A 21369-nucleotide genomic window follows, 5' to 3' on the forward strand; every position below is an offset into this window, starting at 1 on the left:
CACGGTTTAATCATATCTTCTCTTATTTCAACATCCGTTAAGACCCCTGAGAGATTAGACAAGGAGCTAGAAACCTCGTTTTGATGTTTCAAAACAAAAGTTGTTGACCCAGCTTCCCTGGTAAACCATTCGTAACTAATGAGAAATCCTACCCGTCTAACAGCATCTTTTTTTGGTTCAAACGCCATTTTGCTGATTCCTATAGATTGCGATATTCAAGCTTATACTTAAATCATCTCAAACTTTATATGTTTTGTCAATACACGCTACTCAATGAAAATATTGTCATCTTCCCCCGCTAAACACTGCCTTGGCTACCACATCATATTTTGCCCAAAGTACCGCAATCAGGTACTTGAGGGGGCAATAGAGGTAGAGTTGAAACGAATCCTTGGTGAAACCTGCCAAACCTACGGATGGACGCTTCACGCGATTGAGATCATGCCTGACCATGTTCATGTATTCGTACAAGCAGACCACACCACAGCACCAGTGGAGATTGCAAAAACAATGAAATCAATCTCTGCTGTGCATATATTCAGCACGTTTAAAGATTTGAAAAAACGCCGCTTTTGGGGATCTGGTTTGTGGAGCGATGGAACGTTTTACTCTTCTGTTGGTGGTGCGTCGGAGGAAGCAGTTAAACAATATATTGCAACACAGAAGCAACGCGGATAGTGTTAAATTAGGGGGCATTGAACCCCCTAATTTAACCGCGCTTACATCCCCCCCCACAAGGGGACGGGGTTTTACGCACGTTCAATAAACTTTTGCACTCCAGCTTTAACTGCTGCATCGATCAGATTTTTATTACCAGGATAATCTGCTCTTTCTCCATCTGTTGGTAAACCGCCAATTGTACTAATAACGGTGTGAATAGGTTGATCTGTTAGCATTGCGCGTTCTACATCGCTAACATTCAAGGCATCTCCCAGAACTACCTCAATACCAATTTTTTCTAGTTCAGTAGCAACTACTGCTGTTCTCAGGAGTGCTTTGACCTTTAGTTCTTGCGCTGTGAGATATTGAGCAATTTCTCGACCAACACCGCGACTTGCTCCAGCCAGAAAAATATCAGATGCACTTGTCATAAAAATACTCATTTACGCTCAAAGGATTTTATCAGAGGATTGGCAGTATTTAATAATTGCTCAAGGGACTGAGATGCTTCTGGTTGGTGGCGAACATGAGTGTCAATAAATAAACTAATGATTTCAGCCATCAGCAAACGGAAGCTTTCTTGGGGTTGGGTGGCGGGAAAGTCCAACAAGAGTGTATCTAGGGTGGAGTCTGGCTGATCAACTATGGAAAAGTGATTTGCCCCATCCAAAAGTACTAGATAGCTGTCATTTCGTCCGCCAGTCATTGCTTCTTGGAATGTACGGATGACTGGGGTGGTAGTATTTCCAGGACTTACACCGTAGCGATCGCTATTATTCGCAATTACTCCATCGCAGGTTCCTCCCATCAGTAGAAGTGGTAAGGATTCTGGTAAGGGCAAAATAGTGTCTGCTTTGTACCCCAATGATAACGTTGCCATAGTGTGTACACCATAGCCAAAAGATGCTGCAACTTGAGGGAAAAAATGAGGATCAGCATTTTCGATTGCTACTCTACCACCTCCGGAATGTCCACCTAAAATTATTCGTTGCAGGTCAAGCATTCCAGCTAAAATACCCTCAGACTGTAACTGTTCCACTTTTGCTAACAGTGTTGGCAAAGCCGAAGCAGTGGGAACAGTACGATAAATTGTTGATTTGCTCTTTTCAAAATCAACCCCTGGAGTCAAACTAATTATTCCTGGTATAATTTCCGCAATCCAGTTAAAGAGAATCACCACTAGTCCACGTTCAGCGAGTTTAACTGCCAACCATTGATATTGTTGAGCATCACAGTTAAAGCCGTTGAAGAAAATCACTACTGGAAAAGGTGCTTTTTCTAAATCAACTGGCAGAAGTTCCCTATTTCTTTCTACCTTACCCCTCGACATGTGTACTGGATAAAAAACTTTTAGGTGAATGGTATCGTAAGGAGACTGGAAATCCTCGATTTTAGCAGCTTGGAAAAAAGCACGAACTGTCATCTAGTTTTCCTAATATCATTTTCAGAAAATTTTCTTTAAGTACCATATCCAGAGAACCAAAACCCAAAGGTTAAAATTAGCCAATATTAATCACTTATGTCAATTTCAGATGATTTACCCGATAATGTTTCTAGAGAAACAGTATCTCGTTCTCCATCCCCGTTAGAATTAACTGACAACAATTAATTCTATAGGAATCGGGTTTGATTTTTGAACAACATTAAGTATTTGTAGGGTGCGTTAGCGACAGCGTAACGCACCATTCTTAAGGATTCGGTGCGTTACGCGAAACGCACCGAATCCTACGTATCTGTTCAGAAATCAAATAGTAGTCCTATATATACTTGAACTGCATCAGTTAATCAAATGTCTGAGTGCTATACATTTATCTATTTTAGGACTTACGCAAGTGTCACAAAAAATAAAAGCTTTTAGTTTGTAGTCAGGGCTACCCTACGGGAACGCTTCGCGAACAGCCCTGATGAAAGAGGACTAAAGTCCTGACTACAAACTCCAAATAATATGCCAGTTGCGTAAGTCCTATATTTCTTGGAAACATCTGTTAATAGCTGTGTTTTATTAGACTGCTAACATTACTGAATTTTTAATTAACTAAGGTTATAAACTTGAGTAATTGCATTGGTATAGCTTACCGTAGGTATGCAACAGTTTGCCGTAGGAATGCAGATGGATTGGATTAGCTTACTCAAAGCTCAACAAAGTGACTTCCTTCAACGTGTGAAAAAACCTAAAACTTATGACTTATCTTTACTGGAAAGTCAAGTTAAAGGTTGTCACACTGAGATTATGGCATTTTGGGGTGAGCCTTTGGCTAGACTTCAGGAGCTTTCTCGCCAACAAGCAGAAGTTATCGCCAAAAATCCGCCGCCGACACCGCCTGAATATCCTGAACCTCCTGACTGGACGATACCTTTTCCCAAATACTTTGAACAACAAGCCCAAGATTATCTTTTGCGAGAGCATATTGTTGATCGGGTAATAGCTGAACGCTTGGGCAAATTGGTCAAAAAGGTGTCACAAGATACCTTACAAAATATGATTTTAGATGATGAGGGAAATTTATCCAGCGAAAGCAAATTCTCTTATTTACTCAAAGATCATCCTCAGCTAAGTGTCCGAGTTTACGTTGCTGATGGCGAAAGTTTTAATGGTATTAAGAAAGACAAAATTAGGTGGTCGATTACTCAAGAAGATTTGAAAAATCACCAAGTATTAATTTTTCTATGTTTGTTTTATCCCTCTACAGGTAATTTAGGTTACGAGAAGCAAAGCATAATAACAGGTTTTTTGCCGACAAATATACTTGAATTGACTGAACCAAAACTGTATGTAACTCCAAGCAACTTGTTGTATGCAGGGGGGTTAAGTTGGTATTTAGAATCACTTATTGACAAAAAAGACACGTCGCCAGTAATTAATCAGAGGGCGATCGCAGATACAATACAAACTTTACCATCAGAGCATTGCCTCAAGGATATAGTCGGTGACTGGGAATGCTGGCAGACTTTGCAAGGACACAGCAGAGGGATTAATTGTCTAGCTTTCAGTTCTGGGTGTAACAATGGCAAAGCCTTACCCATATTGGCAAGTGGTAGTCGTGGAGAGACAAAACTCTGGGATTTAAGCAAGGGTGAATTAATAGAGACATTATCAGAATATCCTTGGGTGATATCTGGGGTGGTGGATGAAGTGAATTCCCTGGCTTTTAGTTCCGATGGACAAACTTTAGTGAGTTGCGGTGCAGATTCGACAATTAAGCTTTGGCACGTAGGCGCTTTAGACTTAATAGATATTTTGCACAAACATAATGGGGTAGTGCGGTGTGCTGCCTTTACCCCAGATGGCAGAATGTTAGCTACAGGCGGAGATGACAGAAAAATTCTCTTTTGGGATTTGATGCAACGTCAGGTTGCGATCGCACTCTCTTTAGATGATACAGCAGCTCATTCCCTGGTTTTTAGCCGAGACGGGGAAATTCTGGTGACAGGTAGCTACCGCAAAATCAAAGTTTGGCGCACCTCACCCCAAACGGGAATCAAAAGTTTAAAGGATGCACAACCGCTACATACCCTCATGGGTCATTCTCACATCGTGCGTTCCTTAGGAATCAGTGCAGATGGTAAACTGCTGGTGAGTGGTAGCTGGGATCAAACAATTAAAATTTGGCAATTGGAGACTGGGGAATTACTGCATACTCTTAAAGGACATCGAGATAGAGTATATGCGATCGCGTTAAGTCCCGATGGACAAATTATCGCTAGCGGTAGTGCTGATAAAACCATCAAGTTGTGGCATCTACAAACTGGGGAATTGCTGGGTACTTTTACAGGTCATACTCATATAGTCACAGCATTAGCCTTCACAGCTTCCGGTGAGATGTTGGTAAGCGGGAGTTTGGATAAGACTATTAAAATTTGGCAACGGAGTTAGGGGTTAGGAGTTGCGAGTTAGGAGTTAGGAGTTAGGAGTTAGGAGTTAGGAGTGAGGAGTTAGGAGTTAGGAGTTGGGAGTTTTTGTCTCCCCTCCCCGCTTGCGGGGAGGGGATTAAGGGGTGGGGTGCAATGACTGTGGGAATCATAACTAATTATGCGGACATGATATCAGATAACGATCGCACTTTCTGCCAAAATCTTTGTAACTTAGCAATCAACTAAAATCAAACTAAAGCTATTGTCGAAGCGGTAGAAAAAAGGCGGCTATGACGGTAATTACCTATAAATGGACAATTGAACGCTATCACCGAGCAATAGAAGCAGGGATTTTTGATGACCAACCTATTGAACTATTGCGCGGCGACCTCATAGTTATGCCCCCAGAACGAGAACCCCATGCCTACTACAATACCGAAGCAGCTGATTATCTTCGCACACTGCTGGGTGAACGGGCAAAAATTCGCGATGCCAAACCCATCACCCTACCCAACAATTCAGAACCCATCCCGGATGTTGCTATTGTCAAACCTCTCGGCGAGGTCTACTTAGAACACCACCCTTACCCTGAAGACATATTCTGGATTATCGAATTTTCTAAGTCCACCTTGAGCAAAGATTTAGGTGATAAAAAAGACATCTATACAGAAGCAGGCATTGCTGAATATTGGGTTGTCAATCTCAAAAATTCTCAGTTGCTAGTATTTCGAGACTTAAAAAATGGGCAATACACAACAGAATTGACACTAACCACAGGTACTATTGTCTCCCTAGCTTTTGGTGATGTATCAGTCCAAGTTCAGCGCCTCGTGGGTTTCCAAAAATAAAACCATCCCCTTTATGCTATTTGCTTATGGCGATCGCAATTCGACCCGAACTAACTTTAGATGAGTTCCTCAAACTGCCAGAAACTGAACCAGCATCAGACTTTATCAACGGAGAACTCATTCAAAAACCAATGCCCCAAGGTGAACATAGCCGACTACAGACTAAATTTTGTAATGTCATTAATAACGTAACTGAAAGCCAAAAAATTGCTTACGCTTTCTCAGAACTGCGCTGTACCTTCGGCGGTGCTTCTATTGTCCCTGATGTGTCTGTGTTTCGCTGGGATAGAATTGCTAAAACTCCATCTGGTAGAATTGTTAATCGCTTTGATATTCATCCTGACTGGGCAATTGAGATTCTTTCCCCAGACCAAAGGTTAAAAAAAGTATTGAGTAAATTATTCCATTGTTCGCGCAATGGTACTGAACTTGGCTGGTTAATCAACCCAGAAGACGAAAGTGTGCTAGGAATTTTTCCTGGACAGCGAGTGGAATTATACGAAGGTACTGATAAATTACCTACTCTTGAGGGTATCGAGTTGGAATTAACAGCTCAAGAGGTTTTTGGTTGGCTGAGTTGGATGTAATCTTACAAGGGACTTCTAAATATTAGGAAGGAAGGATGAGACGCAAGCTAATAGACATCTGCGAAAAGGAATTGTTTTGACGTAGCAGTGCTACGTCAAAACAAGAATTCTGGGTAACGCATATTTAATTTCACTCCTATAGACATCTCCGGAAATTAGGTTTTAACCTAGACAGAGTAAGCGTTTGAGATTCTTTTTCGGAGATGTCTTATGTCTAATGCACATAATTAAGATATTCCCTTCTATGCTATTTGCTTATGGCGATCGCAACTCAACCCCAACTAACTTTAGACGACTTTCTCAAATTACCAGAAACTGAACCAGCATCAGACTTTATCAAGGGAGAAATCATTGAAAAACCAATGCCTCAAGGTGAACATAGCTTGCTCCAGGCTACTCTTTGCGAAACAATTAATGGCATAGCTAGAAGTCAAAAAATTGCTTTGGCTTTCCCAGAACTGCGTTGCACCTTCGGCGGTGCTTCTATCGTCCCTGATGTCTCTGTGTTTCGCTGGGATAGAATTCCTAAAACTCCATCTGGCAGAATTGCTAACCGCTTTGAAATTCATCCCAACTGGGCAATTGAGATTCTTTCTCCAAACCAAAGGTTCAAAAAAGTATTGAGTAAATTATTCCATTGTTCGCGCAATGGTACTGAACTTGGCTGGTTAATCAACCCAGAAGACGAAAGTGTGCTAGGAATTTTTCCTGGACAGCGAGTGGAATTATATGAAGGTGGTGATCAATTACCCATTCTTGAGGGTATGGAATTAGAACTGACTGTAGAACAAGTTTTTGGCTGGTTAAGTTTGACGTAAAAAAGCGATCGCATTTCCTAAAGAAAGTTGAAAACGATTGTATCTGTAGGTTTATTGTAGAAACTGGACGGTACAACGCAAATTCGTACCACAAAAACTTGTATGGCGTACTTTTATGGAAAATCAACTAGGACTTGTTCTGAAACTGCTGTTACTCTCGGCTTTGTTATCGCTATTAATTAAATATGCAGCGCCAAGTGTATCAATTGCGGCAACAGCAACCAACGCGTTGATTATAGTATTGTTGCCGATTGTAATTATAGCGATCGCACTACTGTGGCGATTCCAAGCACAGAAACAAAATTAACTCAAACATCCACGCACAAGTTCCTAAAATCAGCTAACCTAGCTGAATTAACAGAAAATTGCATATCGCCAACCGTTGGGAGTCAGCCTGTGAACCTCGGTCAATGGATCGGCTTAATCGCCATACTTCTTTCGTTATACATCCTGTGGCAAATTCGGGAAGTGCTTTTGCTAATGTTTGCCGCAGTTGTGTTAGCTACCACCTTAAATCGGCTAGCAAAACGCTTCCAACGCTTTGGGATAAAGCGTGGATTCGCCGTCCTCCTAGCAGTAGCTATATTTTTGGCAGGCGTTGTGGGTTTTTTCTGGCTAATTGTGCCGCCATTTGCACAGCAGTTTCAAGAACTAACCAATCAGGTTCCTAAAGGGTTTGGACGCTTTAATAGTTGGCTTGATGCCCTGAGAACTCGTATTCCTGACCAGTTAGTTCCTTACATCCCGGATATCAATGGCCTCATCCAACAAATACAGCCCTTCGTCAATCGGCTACTCGGAAACTCCTTTGCCTTTGTATCTGGCTCTTTGGAAGTCGTTCTCAAGATTTTGCTAGTGTTGGTTTTAACAGGAATGCTATTAGCCGACCCCATAGCTTATCGCAAAGTATTTGTGCGGCTTTTCCCCTCATTCTATCGGCGGCGGGTAGATGGGATTTTAGATCAATGTGAAGTCTCCTTGGAGGGATGGATTACAGGCGCTTTTATTGCCATCTGTGTAGTGGGGCTGATGAGTTTCGTTGGCTTATTAATTTTGGGTGTCAAGGCAGCACTAGCTTTAGCGGTTTTAGCGGGATTTTTTAACTTGATTCCCAATCTGGGCCCGACGATGAGTGTCATACCAGCAATGGCGATCGCCTTCTTGGATGAACCTTGGAAAGCGATCGCTGTCTTGATTCTCTACTTTATCATTCAACAGATTGAGAGTAATTTCATCACGCCCGTTGTCATGGCGCATCAAGTTTCATTGCTACCAGCCGTAACCTTAATAGCTCAACTATTATTCGTGACTTTTTTTGGATTTCTCGGATTATTTCTGGCGTTACCTCTAACTGTTGTCGCTAAGATTTGTTTGCAAGAAGTGTTGATTAAAGATGTTTTAGATGAATGGGGGAATAACCAGAGAAAAGAAACTGAATTGGTGATAGTTTCTGAATCTACCGATGATAATTGGACGTCAGAAAATCCAGACATTAATCAGGAGCAATCGATTGACGATGATATCTTGAAACAAGAGTAAGCAAGTTTGTAGTAAGAACTTCAGTCCTTATTTTCTCAGCACTAAAGTCCTAACTGCAAACCCTAAAAACTAGCTTTACAAAGTACTATGAGCATTGACAGCGTCGGAATTACTGACATCATTAAAAGCTTGAGTGATTTACAAACTCGCTGTAAATTGCATCAAGTAGATGACGATTGCTTCTTCCATTCATCAGCTACAAGTCAATACACTTGGGTTAAGCATTTCCTCCTTCTCTCTGTGTTCTCTGCCCCTCTGTGGTTCGTAAAAAAAAGAGTTTCAGCCCTTTTGTGAACCGTATTGAGCTATAAGTCAATACGCTTGGGTTAAGCCTAAAACTCTCAGTAAAAGTCAGTTTTTTTAACGAACCGCAAACGCGAGTGCGTCTCCCCCTGGGAGAAGGACGCCAAGGACGCAAAGAGAAGAAAGAAATGCTTAACTGAACTGTATTGAGCTATAAGTAAGTCGGGAAAAATAAACTAAACTAGATTACGAAACGTAAATACACTTGAAACCCTTACAACCCACATTCCGCACTTCAAAATGTATTATCTCTATTTTCAATAAAAATTCCTAATAATGTTCAAATTATTAAGTATTAATATTGAATCCTATTGGCAACTTATGTTGTTGTTTTAACCATCATTAAACAGGTTTCGGAAATCTACGCGTATTACACAATGAAGTGCGGAAAGCCGGTTACAAATGACCAATACTTCGACTCCCTTCGACTGCGCTACTTCGGCTGCGCTCAGTACAAGTCAGGGCGAGTCGCTCAGTACAAATGACAAATGACAAATGACGATCGCCACTAGTTAGCTTTATTTGCGTCCTTCTACTTCATTACCTCTGCTGCTGCTTTATTTGACTCATTAGATGAAGCTGATTCTGGCTTCTCTGATTGTGTCTCACTCGTTTGTTGCAATTGGTTGAGATGAATATTATTCACTTGAACAATAAAGTATTCTAGAGCCTGACTAGCCTTTTGTTGCTGTTGGGTTTCCTCAGACAGATCATAGCAACGATAAGCCGGAGTCACGCCCAATATAAATTTCTCTTGTTCAGCTTCTAATAATTCAACGGCTGTATTAGCAGCAAGGGAATTCTTCTGAAAAGGAAAAGAAGTAACTATACTAGCAACTATAGAAGCAATAGCTGGGCAAAGCACAGGAAGCCACTTCAGCCAAGCTTGTCCTGCTTCTAATTTGTCTACCAGAACTAAAATTGGTGTGACTCCTGATAAAATCACTGTCGCAATTTGCAAACTATAGTAAAGATTCCTTGATACACTCCTAAGTTTTTTATAATCGTCAATTAAATCTTGGCAGTATCGTAAAGCCTTCCCTCTTGTCAGAGTTAGCGTATCTTTGTCCCAGGAATTAGGATTGGTCAATAGATAACTATAAAGTTCAGCTTTTTTGGTGAGTTCAGACTGATAAGCGGCCTTCTTATAGTTCTGAAATACTTGTCTATTGAGGAGCAACAAAAAAAACAAAAAAGTTAGAGATACCGCCCCAGAAATTACAATTCTTTTATCATCTGAAAGAAAAATAATCACTAGTCCAGCAGAAACAAAAGCTGCAAGTAATAAATACTCAATCACCTTCAAATTAAACAATTTTTTCTCATCTAATGGAGAGGATAAAATTTCAATTCTATCAGAAACCTTATTTTGTTTTTGTTGCTCAAAATTAGTTAATTCCGAAGTAGTCATTGCCTCTTATTCAATTCGTTATTGGGTGAAATGTAGCAATAAAATGAATAGCAACAAGGAAAATTGCTTTGATCAGGTAGCTGAGAATTCAGGTTATGTGGAAAAGTCCACCAAAAACCTAACCCCCTAACCCCCAACTCGTCGCGGGAAGGGGGAAATTAAACCAATTCGCAATTCGCTTTTTCGCCCATTCGCAATTACGTTTTGTGATGGGGATTTAGACCCCGACACAAAACGCGCTGCCTATATTGCTGGGGACTTAAACCCCCAAAGTTCGTTCAAAGTCTCTCTCCTTTTAGGAGAGAGATTTAGAGAGAGGTTTTCCAGATGCCGTGAAAATTCAGGATCAGGTAGAAGTCAAGATAAGTTTGTCAGAGAGCAGCTTCACTATGGCATCTCCTTTCATCTCCCATTTTGCGATTGACTAGTTGGCTTAAAATGTTTTCCCAAAGCCAGAAATGTTTATTTTGGTTGAGGTAAAATCATTTAAATTCAACAAGTCTAGTCAATGCTAACCATACATACATCTGATTGACAATACCAGACTTGTTTTATAGTAATTTTACGTAGACAAAAAAATCTTTTAGACAAAGTTAGCTTGCTTGCCCCAAAAAATATATGATTTGCTAAAACCAAAACCTCACAAACCTAACCCCTAGGGCGTGTTTTCAAACTGGTTGTATCCTAAAAAATAGGTGATCGCAGGCATAGTGTGTTAATGAATCGAGGCGAGTTAAGTAACGAACAGTGGGAGAAGTTAAAACCGTTACTTCCACCCCAAAAACCCCAAACTGGTAAACCAAATCATGACCACCGCTTGGTTGTCAATGGCATCCTATGGATACTCAGAACTGGGGCACCGTGGCGAGACCTGCCAGAACGCTATGGAAAGTGGGAAAGCGTGGCTACACGGTTTTATCGATGGCAAAAAGCTGGGGTTTGGAATCAAATCTTAGAACAGCTTCAAGCGATCGCTGATCAGCAAGGAATGCTTGATTGGGAGATTCATTATGTCGATGGAACAGTTGTACGCGCCCACCAACACGCCGCAGGTGGAAAAAAAGGGGCGATGAAAACGAAGCTCTAGGACGTTCTCGTGGTGGATTCAGTACAAAAATACACATACGTTGTGAGGGGAAAGGCAAACCAATAACTTTTATTCTTACTCCAGGTCAGCGTAACGAGTCGATTTTTCTTGAACAATTGATGGAACAAGGAGCAGTCAAGCGTTCTGGTCGGGGTCGCCCACGCATTCGCCCTTTGAGATTAGTCGGAGATAAAGGTTACACAGGTCGTCGAATACGCAATTATTTACGTCGTCGCGGTATCCGTTTGACAATTCCACGACTCTCTAATGAACCACGTCGCGGTTCGTTTAACCGTGAAATCTACCGACAACGCAACATTGTTGAGAGAGCTATAAACCGACTCAAACAATTCCGGCGCATTGCCACCCGATATGAAAAACTTGCAGCAAATTATACAGCTATGATTACGATCGCCTCCATTCTTTTGTGGTTATAGTTTGAAAACACGCCCTAGCCCCCCTTCCCTACAAGGGAAGGGGGGTTTCAAAGCCTCTCCCCGAAGCGGGGAGAGGAATGGAAGGGGGGTTTCTAGTACAGACGCGATTAATCGAGTCTCTCCCCATTCCCCATTCCCCATTCACCAGGAAGCGCTAGCACTGATAAGATGCGAACAATTGCAGAAATTAACGAGAAAATCAGCCGCCAACGTGCGGTAGTGTTGACAACTGAAGAATTAAAAGCGCGAGTTGTAGAAATCGGTGTTACTAAAGCTGCTAAAGAAGTTGATGTAGTTACCACTGGGACGTTTGAGCCGATGGAATCAAGTGGTGCAATTATCAATCTGGGACACACTGACCCGCCGATAAAAATTCGTCGTTGCTGGTTAGATGGTGTACCAGCATACTCTGGTTTTGGGGCAGTAGATTTATATTTGGGTGCGAGTAGTGCTGTAGAGACGATGGACGGGGAAGAAGTCCGAGAACGCGGCGGCGGTCATGTAATCGAAGATTTGATTGCTGGTAAATCCATACACGTAAAAGCCCAAGGACAAGTAACAGATTGTTACCCCAGAGCAACTTTTGAAACTGCTGTCACCAGTGAAACGATTAATCAGTTTTATTTATTTAATCCGCGCAATCTTTATCAAAATTTTATTGTTGGTGTAAATGGTGGCGATCGCCCCCTCTTTACCTATCTCGGCCCTTTACAACCACGTTTGGGGAACGCCGTTTATTCTAACCCAGGTGCGATTTCTCCCCTACTCAACGACCCCGATTTGCAACTCGTTGGTATCGGTACTCGAATTTTTTTAGGCGGCGGTATTGGCTATGTAGCTTGGGAAGGTACTCAGCACTTCCCTTTACAAAAGCGTTTAGCTAATCGCACACCGATTGGCCCTTCCGCCACTTTAGCTTTAATTGGTGATGCCAAGCAAATGAATGCCCATTGGGTAAGGGGTTGTTACTTCAAAAGTTATGGGCCCTCATTGATGTTAGGCGTTGGTGTCGCACTTCCTGTATTAAATGAACAGGTAATTGAACACTGTGCCGTCCAAGATCAAGACTTAGTAGCCCCAATAGTAGATTTTTCCATTCCCCGGCGTGTCCGTCCCACCTTTGGTTTAGTGAGTTACGCCCAACTCAAATCTGGGCGGATCACCATTGAGGGCAAAGCTGTACGCTCTGCCCCCTTAGCGAGTTTGTTTTTTTCTAGGGAAGTTGCCCTAGAGTTGAAAAAGTGGATCGAAGCAGGTACTTTTACCCTTACAGAACCAGTTTCGCCAATTCCGATGGAGCGATCGTTCCTACCCCAAGATCGGCGGACGGATTTTTGAGGGGGATGAGGGGGATGAGGGGGATGAGGGGGATGAGGGAGTTAATTTTTTTCTCCCTACTCCCTCATCTCCCCCTACTCCCCATTCCCTACTCTTGAGTCGGTTTTGGTCGCTTTATCGGCTTAGGAGCAGGCGTTTTTGGTATAGGCTTTGACACCACAGAGGGGTCGCCACTTGAGCCTGTTTTCTTGATGGGACGAGGGGTTTCGCCACTGCGTCTGGGGGGGAATGGTTTTCTACCACCAGCACCAGCACCACCGCCAGCACGAGGGCCACCTTTGAATGGTGGTCTGCGTTTTTTGGGCAAGTCAGCGATCGCCTCAGCTTTTTCTACCACCAAAACGTCAGCTTCTCGCTTAGCTTGGAAGTCCCAGAATTTTCCCACTGCTTTGGTGGTCAGCACACCCCTCAATTTCAACTTAAAATACTTAGGTTTATCAGTTGATTTGCGTGGAGCCTGCCTAATTTTAACTACCAAGCTTTTAGCGTCAAAAGACTGGTAGACTACTTCACCACGAACAGAAAAACCACCATCTGCAACCTCTGATGAGGGGATCAGGGCAGTTGTACTTAGTTCAGAGTTCTCGGATAAGCCATCATCAGGTGTCTGTAACTCTTGCAACTCAAAATCTGACTCGTCCTCATCTGTTGAGTTTTTAGCCAGATTTTCTGGCTCCCAAACTCCGACGATTTGGATGTGCAAGGTATCATTTTCTTGTCTTGTACGTGGATACACTACCCACAAGTGTTCTTTTTCTAAGTCTAGATGATTCTTGACTAAGCTCATAATCCGGCCTAGGAGGACGGCATTGAGTTCTACACCATCTGCGGTCAGCAGCGTACCTTGAGTAAATTGTTCGCTACTAGCATGATAGCGACCCCGGACTAACCCGATCGCTCGATATTGCATCGCCTCACTGGGGGGCGGAATCGGTTGCTGTCGATTGATTAAGTTCCCATTTGAGTCAGTCTCAATGGAGTTGACAGGCGAGTTTTCAGATTTAGAGGAGTGGGCTGCTGCTGTATGAACATTAGCGGCTGCCTCTATGTTAGTTGGGCCCTGGTTAGAGGCAGAAGAATTGGAAGATTCAGGCAACGGCATCAGGTCGGAATTCATAAAAACTCCTTGCGGCGGAGACACATCCCATTGTGGGATTTTATAAAGGCATCTGGAAAGAGCATTTGTGCGACTGATGAAAGTATATTGGCTTTTCACAAAGTCACACCAGGGTACTCTGGACAATCCTAAAGGCGCTACATTTAGTGTATAAACACTAAATGTCTAATTTAGCGGCTTTACACTAGTTTCGGAAGCATATCATAGGTACAATTCTGACGGCTCCTCCTAAAGTCATCACTTACTTTAGCAGTCTAAATAGTTAATTGTTATAAAATTCACAGGCAATTGGCGGTATTCCGCAAAGTTTTGGAAATTTTTAACTTTACGACTTGTGTAAATGATCATGTCATTAAAATTCAGGAGAAAGACAAAACTGTGTCTCAAACACGCAATCGCTGGATAGTTCAAGTCATCTTGGTGCTGGCAATTCTTGCTTTTGTGGGTGTTTCGGTGATTCCCATCATTGGAGCATTTAATAATACGCCACCCTCAAACCAGAATACTGCTAGCACCAGAGGCAGTTTGACCCCCTCTGACCAAAAATCCAAATTGGAAGACGAAGTCCGGGGTTATGAACAGGTTTTGCAAAGAGAACCAGAAAATCAGGCGGCGCTTAAGGGCTTATTACAGGCGAGGTTGCAACTACTGAATCAAAAAGAAAAAACTGAGGTTAAACCAGCTGATATCCAAGTTGTCATTGAACCCCTAGAAAAGCTAGCGAAGCTGAATCCTCAACAATCAGAATATTCAGTGCTACTAGCTCAAGCCAAACAGCAAATTGGCGATCGCGAAGGAGCTGCTCAAGCTTATCGCTCGATTTTGGAGACAAAACCAGGCGATTTGAAGGCTTTGCAAGGAATGGTGGATCTGTTGATGAGTCAGCAACGCCCCGAAGCAGCCATTGGTTTGCTGCAAGAAACCCTCTCTAACGCAGCCCAAGCAAATACAATTCAGCCTGGAAGTGTAGATACAGTAGCCGTGCAGGTGCTGTTAGGTTCTGTTCATGCTTCCCAGAAACGGTACGATCAAGCTAGCTCTGTATATGACCAGGCAATTAAGAAAGATCCCAAGGATTTCCGCCCCGTTATGGCAAAAGCCATGCTCCTGAAACAACAGGGCAAAGAGGCAGATGCAAAACTTTTATTTGATAGCGCCGCAGCTTTAGCACCTGCTCAGTACAAAGACGTAATTAATAAGGCAGCAACGGTTTCCCCCGTTCCAAGTCCTGCTGCATCTCCCACGCCTTCACCTAAATGATGGGTATTGGGCGTTAGGAGTGCTGAGTGCTGAGTTAGGAGTTAGGAGTTAGGAGTTAGGAGTTAGGAGTTAGGAGTTAGGAGTTAGGAGTTAGGAGTTAGGAGTTTTGTTTATCTCCTTGTCCCCCTGCTCCCCCTGCCCCCCTGCCTCTTCCCTCACACTCCCTCAATGGCAGCAACGACACCAAAGACTAAAAACAGGCATCCGCCAATAAAGGTGAGTTGACGCTCAGAAATGCGTCCGGCAATCATTTTACCGCCGATAACTGCGATCGCAGCACAAATGGCGTGTCCTAAAATTGCACCTATTGTGACTCCAACTGGGTCATTACCTGCTGCTAGGGCAATGGTGGCAATTTGCGTGCGATCGCCCCACTCTGCCATAAATGTCAACGCAAAGGCTTCTATGACTATTGCCAACCCAGTCTTTTGCTTTGGCAATTGCAAATCTGCTTGTTTCACCGCAGCTTCGGCTTCTTCTACAACTTCTGTATCACAAGCAGCAGCAGACATCTTGCTGGCGTCATACAGCAGCTTTATCCCAAAGGCAATAAATAAAGCTATTTCAGCATAATGAATATAAACTTTTGGTAAAAAAGATACCGCTTGTCCAAATAGCACCGAAAGGATTGTCATCGCCGCTAAAGCAGCTGTCACACCGATAAATACCAGCCGGCGCGGGTGGTGCATCGCCAAAATCACAGCAATAAAAAATGTTTTATCGCCTAGCTCTGAAACTGTAATTAATAATAAACCTGCGGTAAAAGCTGTTAACACTCTCTCAAGCTCCTAAAGAATCGTTTCCCGATGTGAAGCTTGATGAGAACCAAAAGACCTCACCAAGTTTACACTTTTCGGTGTGAACTTAGTGAAGGTCTCGCTTTCAAATATTGATTATTTGCCATCTGAACCAGGCTCATCGCCAGTATGTTGATTCAGATGTACTGGCTTTTAAGTTTTTTTGCCAGCAGCTACTCCCCTTCTACGTGAGTAGAATTATACATTTTTTATAGGTAGAAGTCAAGGAAGTAGGAGATGGAGAGCCATTAGTGTCAACTTAAGCTAAAAGTAGCTTAACTCACACACCTCGAACTAAAGTCCTTTGGCTTTTGGCTAAAGTCTACTTCAGTAGACTAAAGATTTTTGGCTATATTTATAGGACTTACGCAATAACTCTAATGAATGTAGAGACGTAGCACTGCTACGTCTCTACAAGGGTTCTGGGTAACGCATATTTAACTCAATTCTGTGGGTTAAAGTCCCTCAGTTCTATAATCGGTAAATTTTATGTTGGGATTATATTTCGACTTACTTCGACTAGCAAGAGTACAAGTCGCTCAATAACCAATCCCCGTTACAAAACTTAATTTACTTTCCTTGTGCCGTCCTTCCCTGCGGGACGCTACGCGAACGACTACGCTCAGGAACCGCGTAGTCGAGGTACGAATTATTTTAATTTGTACCAGATGTCTATTAAAGCAGAGTTGCGAACTGGGGAAGCATTTATCAATCTCAATCAGTTTTCCACCACTGCTTCCTAGCTTGTAGGCTAAAAAGTTAGTGAAGAGTCCATTGAGGGTGGGGAGTTCCACAATTCCGTTAAAATTGCACGATTTCTGCATAGCTTAAAACTTTTCTTCGTACCATTCGATTATGAGTGAGGTTCCCATCTAAAAATGTGATGACTGGGATCACACTTTGTGGCCTCCCTGTTTAAAGATTTAATGTACAAGTAGGTTATAACTGTATTCTTTTGGTTAAGAGTTATCTATGATGATGATACTTCAGAAAACTTACAGTAAAAAACCTATAGGCTCTTCAAATTTTAAGTTGATCAGTGTAAGCTAATTACATACATGTAAGAATCCTATTTGATTTCGGAAAAAAATGCAGTACATATGCATTGCCTTCTTTTGTGTTCCCTGTTCCCATGTTTGCTCTGTACGTAAGTAACTTCAAGAATCAAATCGGATTCCTACACGTCTGTGACCAAACTCTTTGAAAAACTCGCGATCATTACGCTCTGGGAGGTTGTAACAAAAATTACATAATTGTTTGAAGTTACCTCAAAGATGCTAGACACGGCTAGAAAAAGATGAACTTTTGTATCTTGCAAGGAAACCAAGCAATATTATGTTGTTTAACTGAGACTTTGATTGACATTAATAAGATCTGAAAAAAATCATGTATTTTCGAGTTTTTATCATCTCTTTAGTCTAGATTTATCGAAGCCAGCTTTTTAATCCTGGAGGTTACGCCCTTGAGACTGAAGCTACCCCCGGAGGTAGCAGAGCTGTTTAATTGGATCACGTAAAGATTTCGTCAATAGTATCAGCGTGAAATTTGAAGAAGTGGGAAAAAGAAAAATTACCCCTTCAAAAAATTTAAGTGCTTTTCCATAGGGTTTCGTAGAGAAGCCTTGCCTTACCATAGGCTGTTAGAGACTTAGACGGCTAAACTAAAAACTAGTGCCTCTCAGGCAATTAAACAGCCCTCCTGGAAGTAATATCCAGTATGCAAGAATGGCGAAAATATCGGCTCAAACCGGGGCACTAAATCCATGCTGTGTAAACCTCAGATTAACCTTGTAGGGTTAATCTAAACTATGTAGTCGTGATATTTTTTCTGTCAGACTTTGATCACACAACTGTTACTGTTATAGCTTCCGTCTGCTCATAATCTACGAGTTAATCCAAGGTGGACACGATTATGTCAGAGCATTTTAGTAACGGCAAGTATTGATTCTGATTTATATAAACAAACAAATATGCATTTGACAAAGCTTTTTCCTGCCACCCTCAGTATTACTAAGCTTAGGGTTTCCTCGCCGCAAAAATGGTATTAAATAATACTGTTTGCTGTTTTTTTTCAATTTAGATAGGGAGATTAGAAAATGCCACCAGTGCTTCCTGAGCAATATGTAGGCGAAAAGCTGTTGCACACCTTGGGTGCAAAGCTTTCGGAAAAAGAATTACAAAACTTGCTGGCAGAAATGGAAATTGTGGAGCCATCAGTAGCAAAGGAGTTCTGGCAGTCTGCACAAACGAATCCCGGTATCTACATTATCCTTACAGGTAAAGTCCGACTGTTGGATGGCTCTGAGAATTTAATCACTAGCTTTAGTGCATGGTCTATTTTCGGCGAATTGACTCTGTTTCCCCAAGCTAACTTTAGTCCTTATGTAGTTAGAGCTTCAACGAGCTTAAAACTTGGCTATTTCAGGCAAGATGTATTGCAAACATTGATAGACAAGTATCCTAACATTCGCGATCGCCTTTTTGCCCGTGCAGAACTCTGGGATTTGCTGTTGTTATGTCGTCAAACTTCACAATTTCCCTGCCATACATCACAAGTTCCAGGGATGCTCACAGCTTTATCTCTGTTTGAGCGACACCAGCTAGAACCTGGCTCTGTAAGTCCACAAATATCCGAAGATTCGCAATTGTGGCTATTGTACAGAGGTCAACTGCGGCATTCTCAAGGCCATTCTTTGACACCAGGCACAATCTTTGCTCAACCAAAACAAGGTGATTGGCAAGCAACGCAACCAACCATTGCTTACATTCTGAAAAACGAACATCGGCAAACAGCATTAGAATACTTCCCGGAGTTGGGAGAGTGGGGAGTGGAAAGAGACGCCATTAATCCGGTTTCTACTGGAGAGTGGAAAGAGACGCCATTAATCCGGACTCTACCAAGAAGTGGGGAAAAAACTTCCCAATCTCCAAAAGCGAAAATTATTCCTTTTCCCCAAAAAGAGAAACAGTCAGAACAACAGGCAAAAAAGTCAACTTTTTACTTTCCCAGCCCGAAAGTGCAAGTGAGGCATTGGTGGAAACGCCTTACCAAGAGCTATCCCTTCTATGCTCAACAAAGCGCTGCTGATTGTGGCTCTGCTTGCTTAGTAATGATTGGTAACTATTGGGGCAAGCATTTTAGTATCAATCGCCTCCGGGATATGACCAACGTCAACCGCAACGGTGCATCTCTCAAGGCGATGGCAGCAACAGCAGAAAACCTGGGTTTTGCTACCCGTCCAGTGAAAGCCACTCTTGATAAATTAACAGAACAACCTTTACCTGCAATTGCCCACTGGCAAGGCAAACACTTCATTGTTGTCTACGAAATCACGAAAAAGCGCGTGATTGTATGTGACCCGGCTCTTGGTCAACGCAGCCTGACAAAAGCTGAATTTCAAGCAGGTTGGAGTGGTTATGCATTGTTACTACAACCTACAGCCCTATTAAAAGATACTAAAAACGAAAGTAGAAGCTTCTGGAAGTTTTTTGAGTTAATCAAACCTCACTATCGGACACTATTAGAAATATTTATAGCTTCGATATTAATCCAATTATTTGGTCTGGTAACGCCAGTATTTACCCAGCTTTTACTTGACAGAGTACTTGTGCAACGCAGCGTTACAACCTTAAACGCCGTTGGTTTGGGAATGATTGTTTTTGGGTTGTTTGGTGTCGCTGTCAACGCTCTACGGCAATATCTCTTATTTCATACTGCTAACCGCGTTAGCATCGCCCTACTTGTAGGTTTTATCAAACATACCTTCCGCTTACCTCTTTCCTATTTCGAGTCGCGTTACGTTGGAGATATAGTCTCGCGCATCCAAGAAAACCAGAAAATTCAGCAATTCCTCACTGGTCAGACACTCTCCATCTTGTTGGATATGCTGACATTGGTGGTTTATCTGGCCTTGATGTTCTCCTATAGCTGGCGGATGTCATTATTCGTGCTGTTTACTGTCCCGCCATTTTTTATCTTGGCCTTCGCCAGCACAAATATTTTGCGCCGCATCTCCAGAGAGATTTTTAATGCAGGTGCCAAAGAACAAAGCTATCTGATCGAATCTCTAAGCGGAATTCGTACCGTCCGCTCATTGGCAATTGAGCAGACTGTGCGCTGGCGTTGGGAAGAGCTGCTAAATGACTTGATTAAAAAAGCTTTTAATGCTCAAATAATTGGTAATCATCTGCAAATTATCAGTGGCGTTATCCAAATATTTGTGAATACTGCATTGCTGTGGTACGGAGCGACTCAGGTAATTAATGGCGAACTCACCATTGGACAATTAGTTGCTTTCAATATGTTGGTGGGTAACGTCTTGAGTCCTTTCCAACGGCTGTCTATGCTCTGGAATCAATTGCAGGAGATCGTGATTTCCACCGAACGGATTAATGATGTGTTGGAAGCAGAACCAGAGGAAGACTTAGAAACTAAACCTCGGAAGTCGTTGGGTAAACTCCACGGTCATATTCGCTTTCAGAATGTCACCTTTCGCTATCACAAAGAAAGTGAGACTAACGTCTTAGAAAATCTTAACTTTGAAATCCAGCCAGAACAGATGGTAGCAGTGGTGGGGCGCAGTGGTTCTGGAAAAACAACCCTGAGTAAGTTGATTTTAGGTTTATATCCACCCACAGATGGCAAAGTACTCATTGATGGTTCCGACATTACGACTGTTTCCTTGCGATCGCTCCGTTCTCAAGTTGGCGTTGTTGACCAAGATACTTTTCTATTTGGTGGGACTGTTAGTCAAAACATTGCGATCGCTCATCCCGATGCTTCTTCAGAAGAAATTATCCAAGCCGCTAAATATGCCGGAGCCGATGATTTTATTCAAAAACTACCGATGGGTTACGAATCCGAAATTGGTGAAGGCGGCGGTATGCTCTCTGGTGGACAGCGCCAACGACTAGCGATCGCTCGTGCTTTGCTGGGAAATCCTCGGTTATTACTGTTTGATGAGGCCACCAGTCACCTAGATTCGGAATCAGAACGAATTATTCAAAATAATCTTAAAACAATTCTTCAAGGACGCACAAGTGTCATTATTGCCCATCGCCTCTCTACAGTCCGCAATGCTGACTTGATCTTGGTTTTAGATCAAGGCATTTTGATAGAGAGCGGTACTCACGACGAATTAATCGCGAAAAAAGGTCATTATTACTACCTGAATCAACAACAAATGGCTCAAGTTAGTTGAGATGGGGCATATGGGGTATGAGGCATTAATCATTAATCAATTAAGTACGTTGGTGCGAAAAAAGTCAACTATGTTACGAAACGCAAATAAGCTTAAAACCTTTACTAATGACAAA

16 protein-coding genes and 1 pseudogene are annotated in these 21369 nt (G+C 42.4%); 11 read left to right on the forward strand and 6 right to left on the reverse strand.

All coding sequences use genetic code 11. From position 1 onward, the window contains the following. Positions 1-188: hypothetical protein (locus tag LC605_RS08590; protein ID WP_229547145.1), on the reverse strand; the 188-nt coding region annotated here is incomplete at its 3' end. Positions 189-273: 85 nt separating this feature from the next. On the opposite strand from LC605_RS08590, the gene tnpA reads away from it, so the two are divergent. Further along, entirely contained in the window at positions 274-678 is a 405-nt protein-coding gene (gene tnpA, locus LC605_RS08595; RefSeq protein ID WP_229547146.1) for an IS200/IS605 family transposase, read from the forward strand. Positions 679-761: 83 nt separating this feature from the next. Here tnpA and LC605_RS08600 read toward each other — a convergent pair. Then, a pseudogene (locus LC605_RS08600) lies at positions 762-1091 on the reverse strand (NAD(P)H-binding protein); the annotation flags it as partial. An 8-nt stretch (positions 1092-1099) separates the two neighbouring features. Then, positions 1100-2083, reverse strand: coding sequence for a dienelactone hydrolase (locus tag LC605_RS08605; RefSeq protein WP_229547147.1), 984 nt, complete (start codon positions 2081-2083; stop codon positions 1100-1102). Positions 2084-2743: 660 nt separating this feature from the next. On the opposite strand from LC605_RS08605, the gene LC605_RS08610 reads away from it, so the two are divergent. The 6 genes from LC605_RS08610 to LC605_RS08635 all read left to right on the forward strand — a co-directional run bounded on the left by LC605_RS08610 (position 2744) and on the right by LC605_RS08635 (position 8304). Continuing rightward, the gene (locus LC605_RS08610; protein WP_229547148.1) at positions 2744-4534 is read left to right on the forward strand and encodes a WD40 repeat domain-containing protein; all 1791 of its coding nucleotides are present in this window, start codon (positions 2744-2746) and stop codon (positions 4532-4534) included. A gap of 268 nt (positions 4535-4802) precedes the next feature. Then, on the forward strand, positions 4803-5360 hold the full coding sequence (locus tag LC605_RS08615; protein ID WP_229547149.1) for a Uma2 family endonuclease: 558 nt from the start codon (positions 4803-4805) through the stop codon (positions 5358-5360). Between the two features lie 26 nt (positions 5361-5386). Beyond that, positions 5387-5947: a Uma2 family endonuclease gene (locus LC605_RS08620; protein WP_229547150.1), complete on the forward strand. Its 561-nt coding sequence runs from the start codon at positions 5387-5389 to the stop codon at positions 5945-5947. 257 nt (positions 5948-6204) lie between these two features. Then, complete coding sequence (locus LC605_RS08625) at positions 6205-6765, forward strand: Uma2 family endonuclease (RefSeq protein ID WP_229547151.1); 561 nt, start codon at positions 6205-6207, stop codon at positions 6763-6765. 115 nt (positions 6766-6880) lie between these two features. Continuing rightward, a complete protein-coding gene (locus tag LC605_RS08630) occupies positions 6881-7072 on the forward strand; it encodes a hypothetical protein (protein ID WP_229547152.1) in 192 nt (63 codons plus the stop codon). A gap of 89 nt (positions 7073-7161) precedes the next feature. Then, on the forward strand, positions 7162-8304 hold the full coding sequence (locus tag LC605_RS08635) for an AI-2E family transporter (protein WP_229547183.1): 1143 nt from the start codon (positions 7162-7164) through the stop codon (positions 8302-8304). An 835-nt stretch (positions 8305-9139) separates the two neighbouring features. On the opposite strand, the gene LC605_RS08640 is transcribed toward LC605_RS08635, so the two are convergent. Continuing rightward, entirely contained in the window at positions 9140-10018 is an 879-nt protein-coding gene (locus tag LC605_RS08640; protein ID WP_229547153.1) for a DUF4231 domain-containing protein, read from the reverse strand. 718 nt (positions 10019-10736) lie between these two features. On the opposite strand from LC605_RS08640, the gene LC605_RS08645 reads away from it, so the two are divergent. Both LC605_RS08645 and LC605_RS08650 read left to right on the forward strand, forming a co-directional pair. After that, positions 10737-11542 (forward strand): IS5 family transposase gene (locus LC605_RS08645; protein ID WP_229547184.1). Its coding sequence is split into 2 segments (ribosomal slippage): positions 10737-11073 and positions 11073-11542, totalling 807 coding nucleotides; the frame shifts between segments, so codons are not numbered across the junction. Positions 11543-11710: 168 nt separating this feature from the next. Beyond that, entirely contained in the window at positions 11711-12880 is a 1170-nt protein-coding gene (locus LC605_RS08650; RefSeq protein ID WP_229547154.1) for a homocysteine biosynthesis protein, read from the forward strand. A gap of 88 nt (positions 12881-12968) precedes the next feature. Here LC605_RS08650 and LC605_RS08655 read toward each other — a convergent pair whose 3' ends face one another. Further along, a complete protein-coding gene (locus LC605_RS08655) occupies positions 12969-13997 on the reverse strand; it encodes a hypothetical protein (protein ID WP_229547155.1) in 1029 nt (342 codons plus the stop codon). Positions 13998-14375: 378 nt separating this feature from the next. Between LC605_RS08655 and LC605_RS08660 the strand changes: the two genes are divergently transcribed. Then, a complete protein-coding gene (locus LC605_RS08660; protein WP_229547156.1) occupies positions 14376-15257 on the forward strand; it encodes a tetratricopeptide repeat protein in 882 nt (293 codons plus the stop codon). Between the two features lie 155 nt (positions 15258-15412). On the opposite strand, the gene LC605_RS08665 is transcribed toward LC605_RS08660, so the two are convergent. Next, entirely contained in the window at positions 15413-16033 is a 621-nt protein-coding gene (locus LC605_RS08665; RefSeq protein ID WP_229547157.1) for a TMEM165/GDT1 family protein, read from the reverse strand. 2116 nt (positions 16034-18149) lie between these two features. Between LC605_RS08665 and LC605_RS08670 the strand changes: the two genes are divergently transcribed. Then, positions 18150-21254 (forward strand): peptidase domain-containing ABC transporter, encoded by a 3105-nt coding sequence (locus LC605_RS08670; RefSeq protein WP_229547158.1) that lies wholly within the window; start codon positions 18150-18152, stop codon positions 21252-21254. Positions 21255-21369 lie beyond the last annotated feature (115 nt).

Origin of the sequence: Nostoc sp. CHAB 5836 (assembly GCF_020829445.1) — a bacterium.
Classification (GTDB): domain Bacteria; phylum Cyanobacteriota; class Cyanobacteriia; order Cyanobacteriales; family Nostocaceae; genus Nostoc.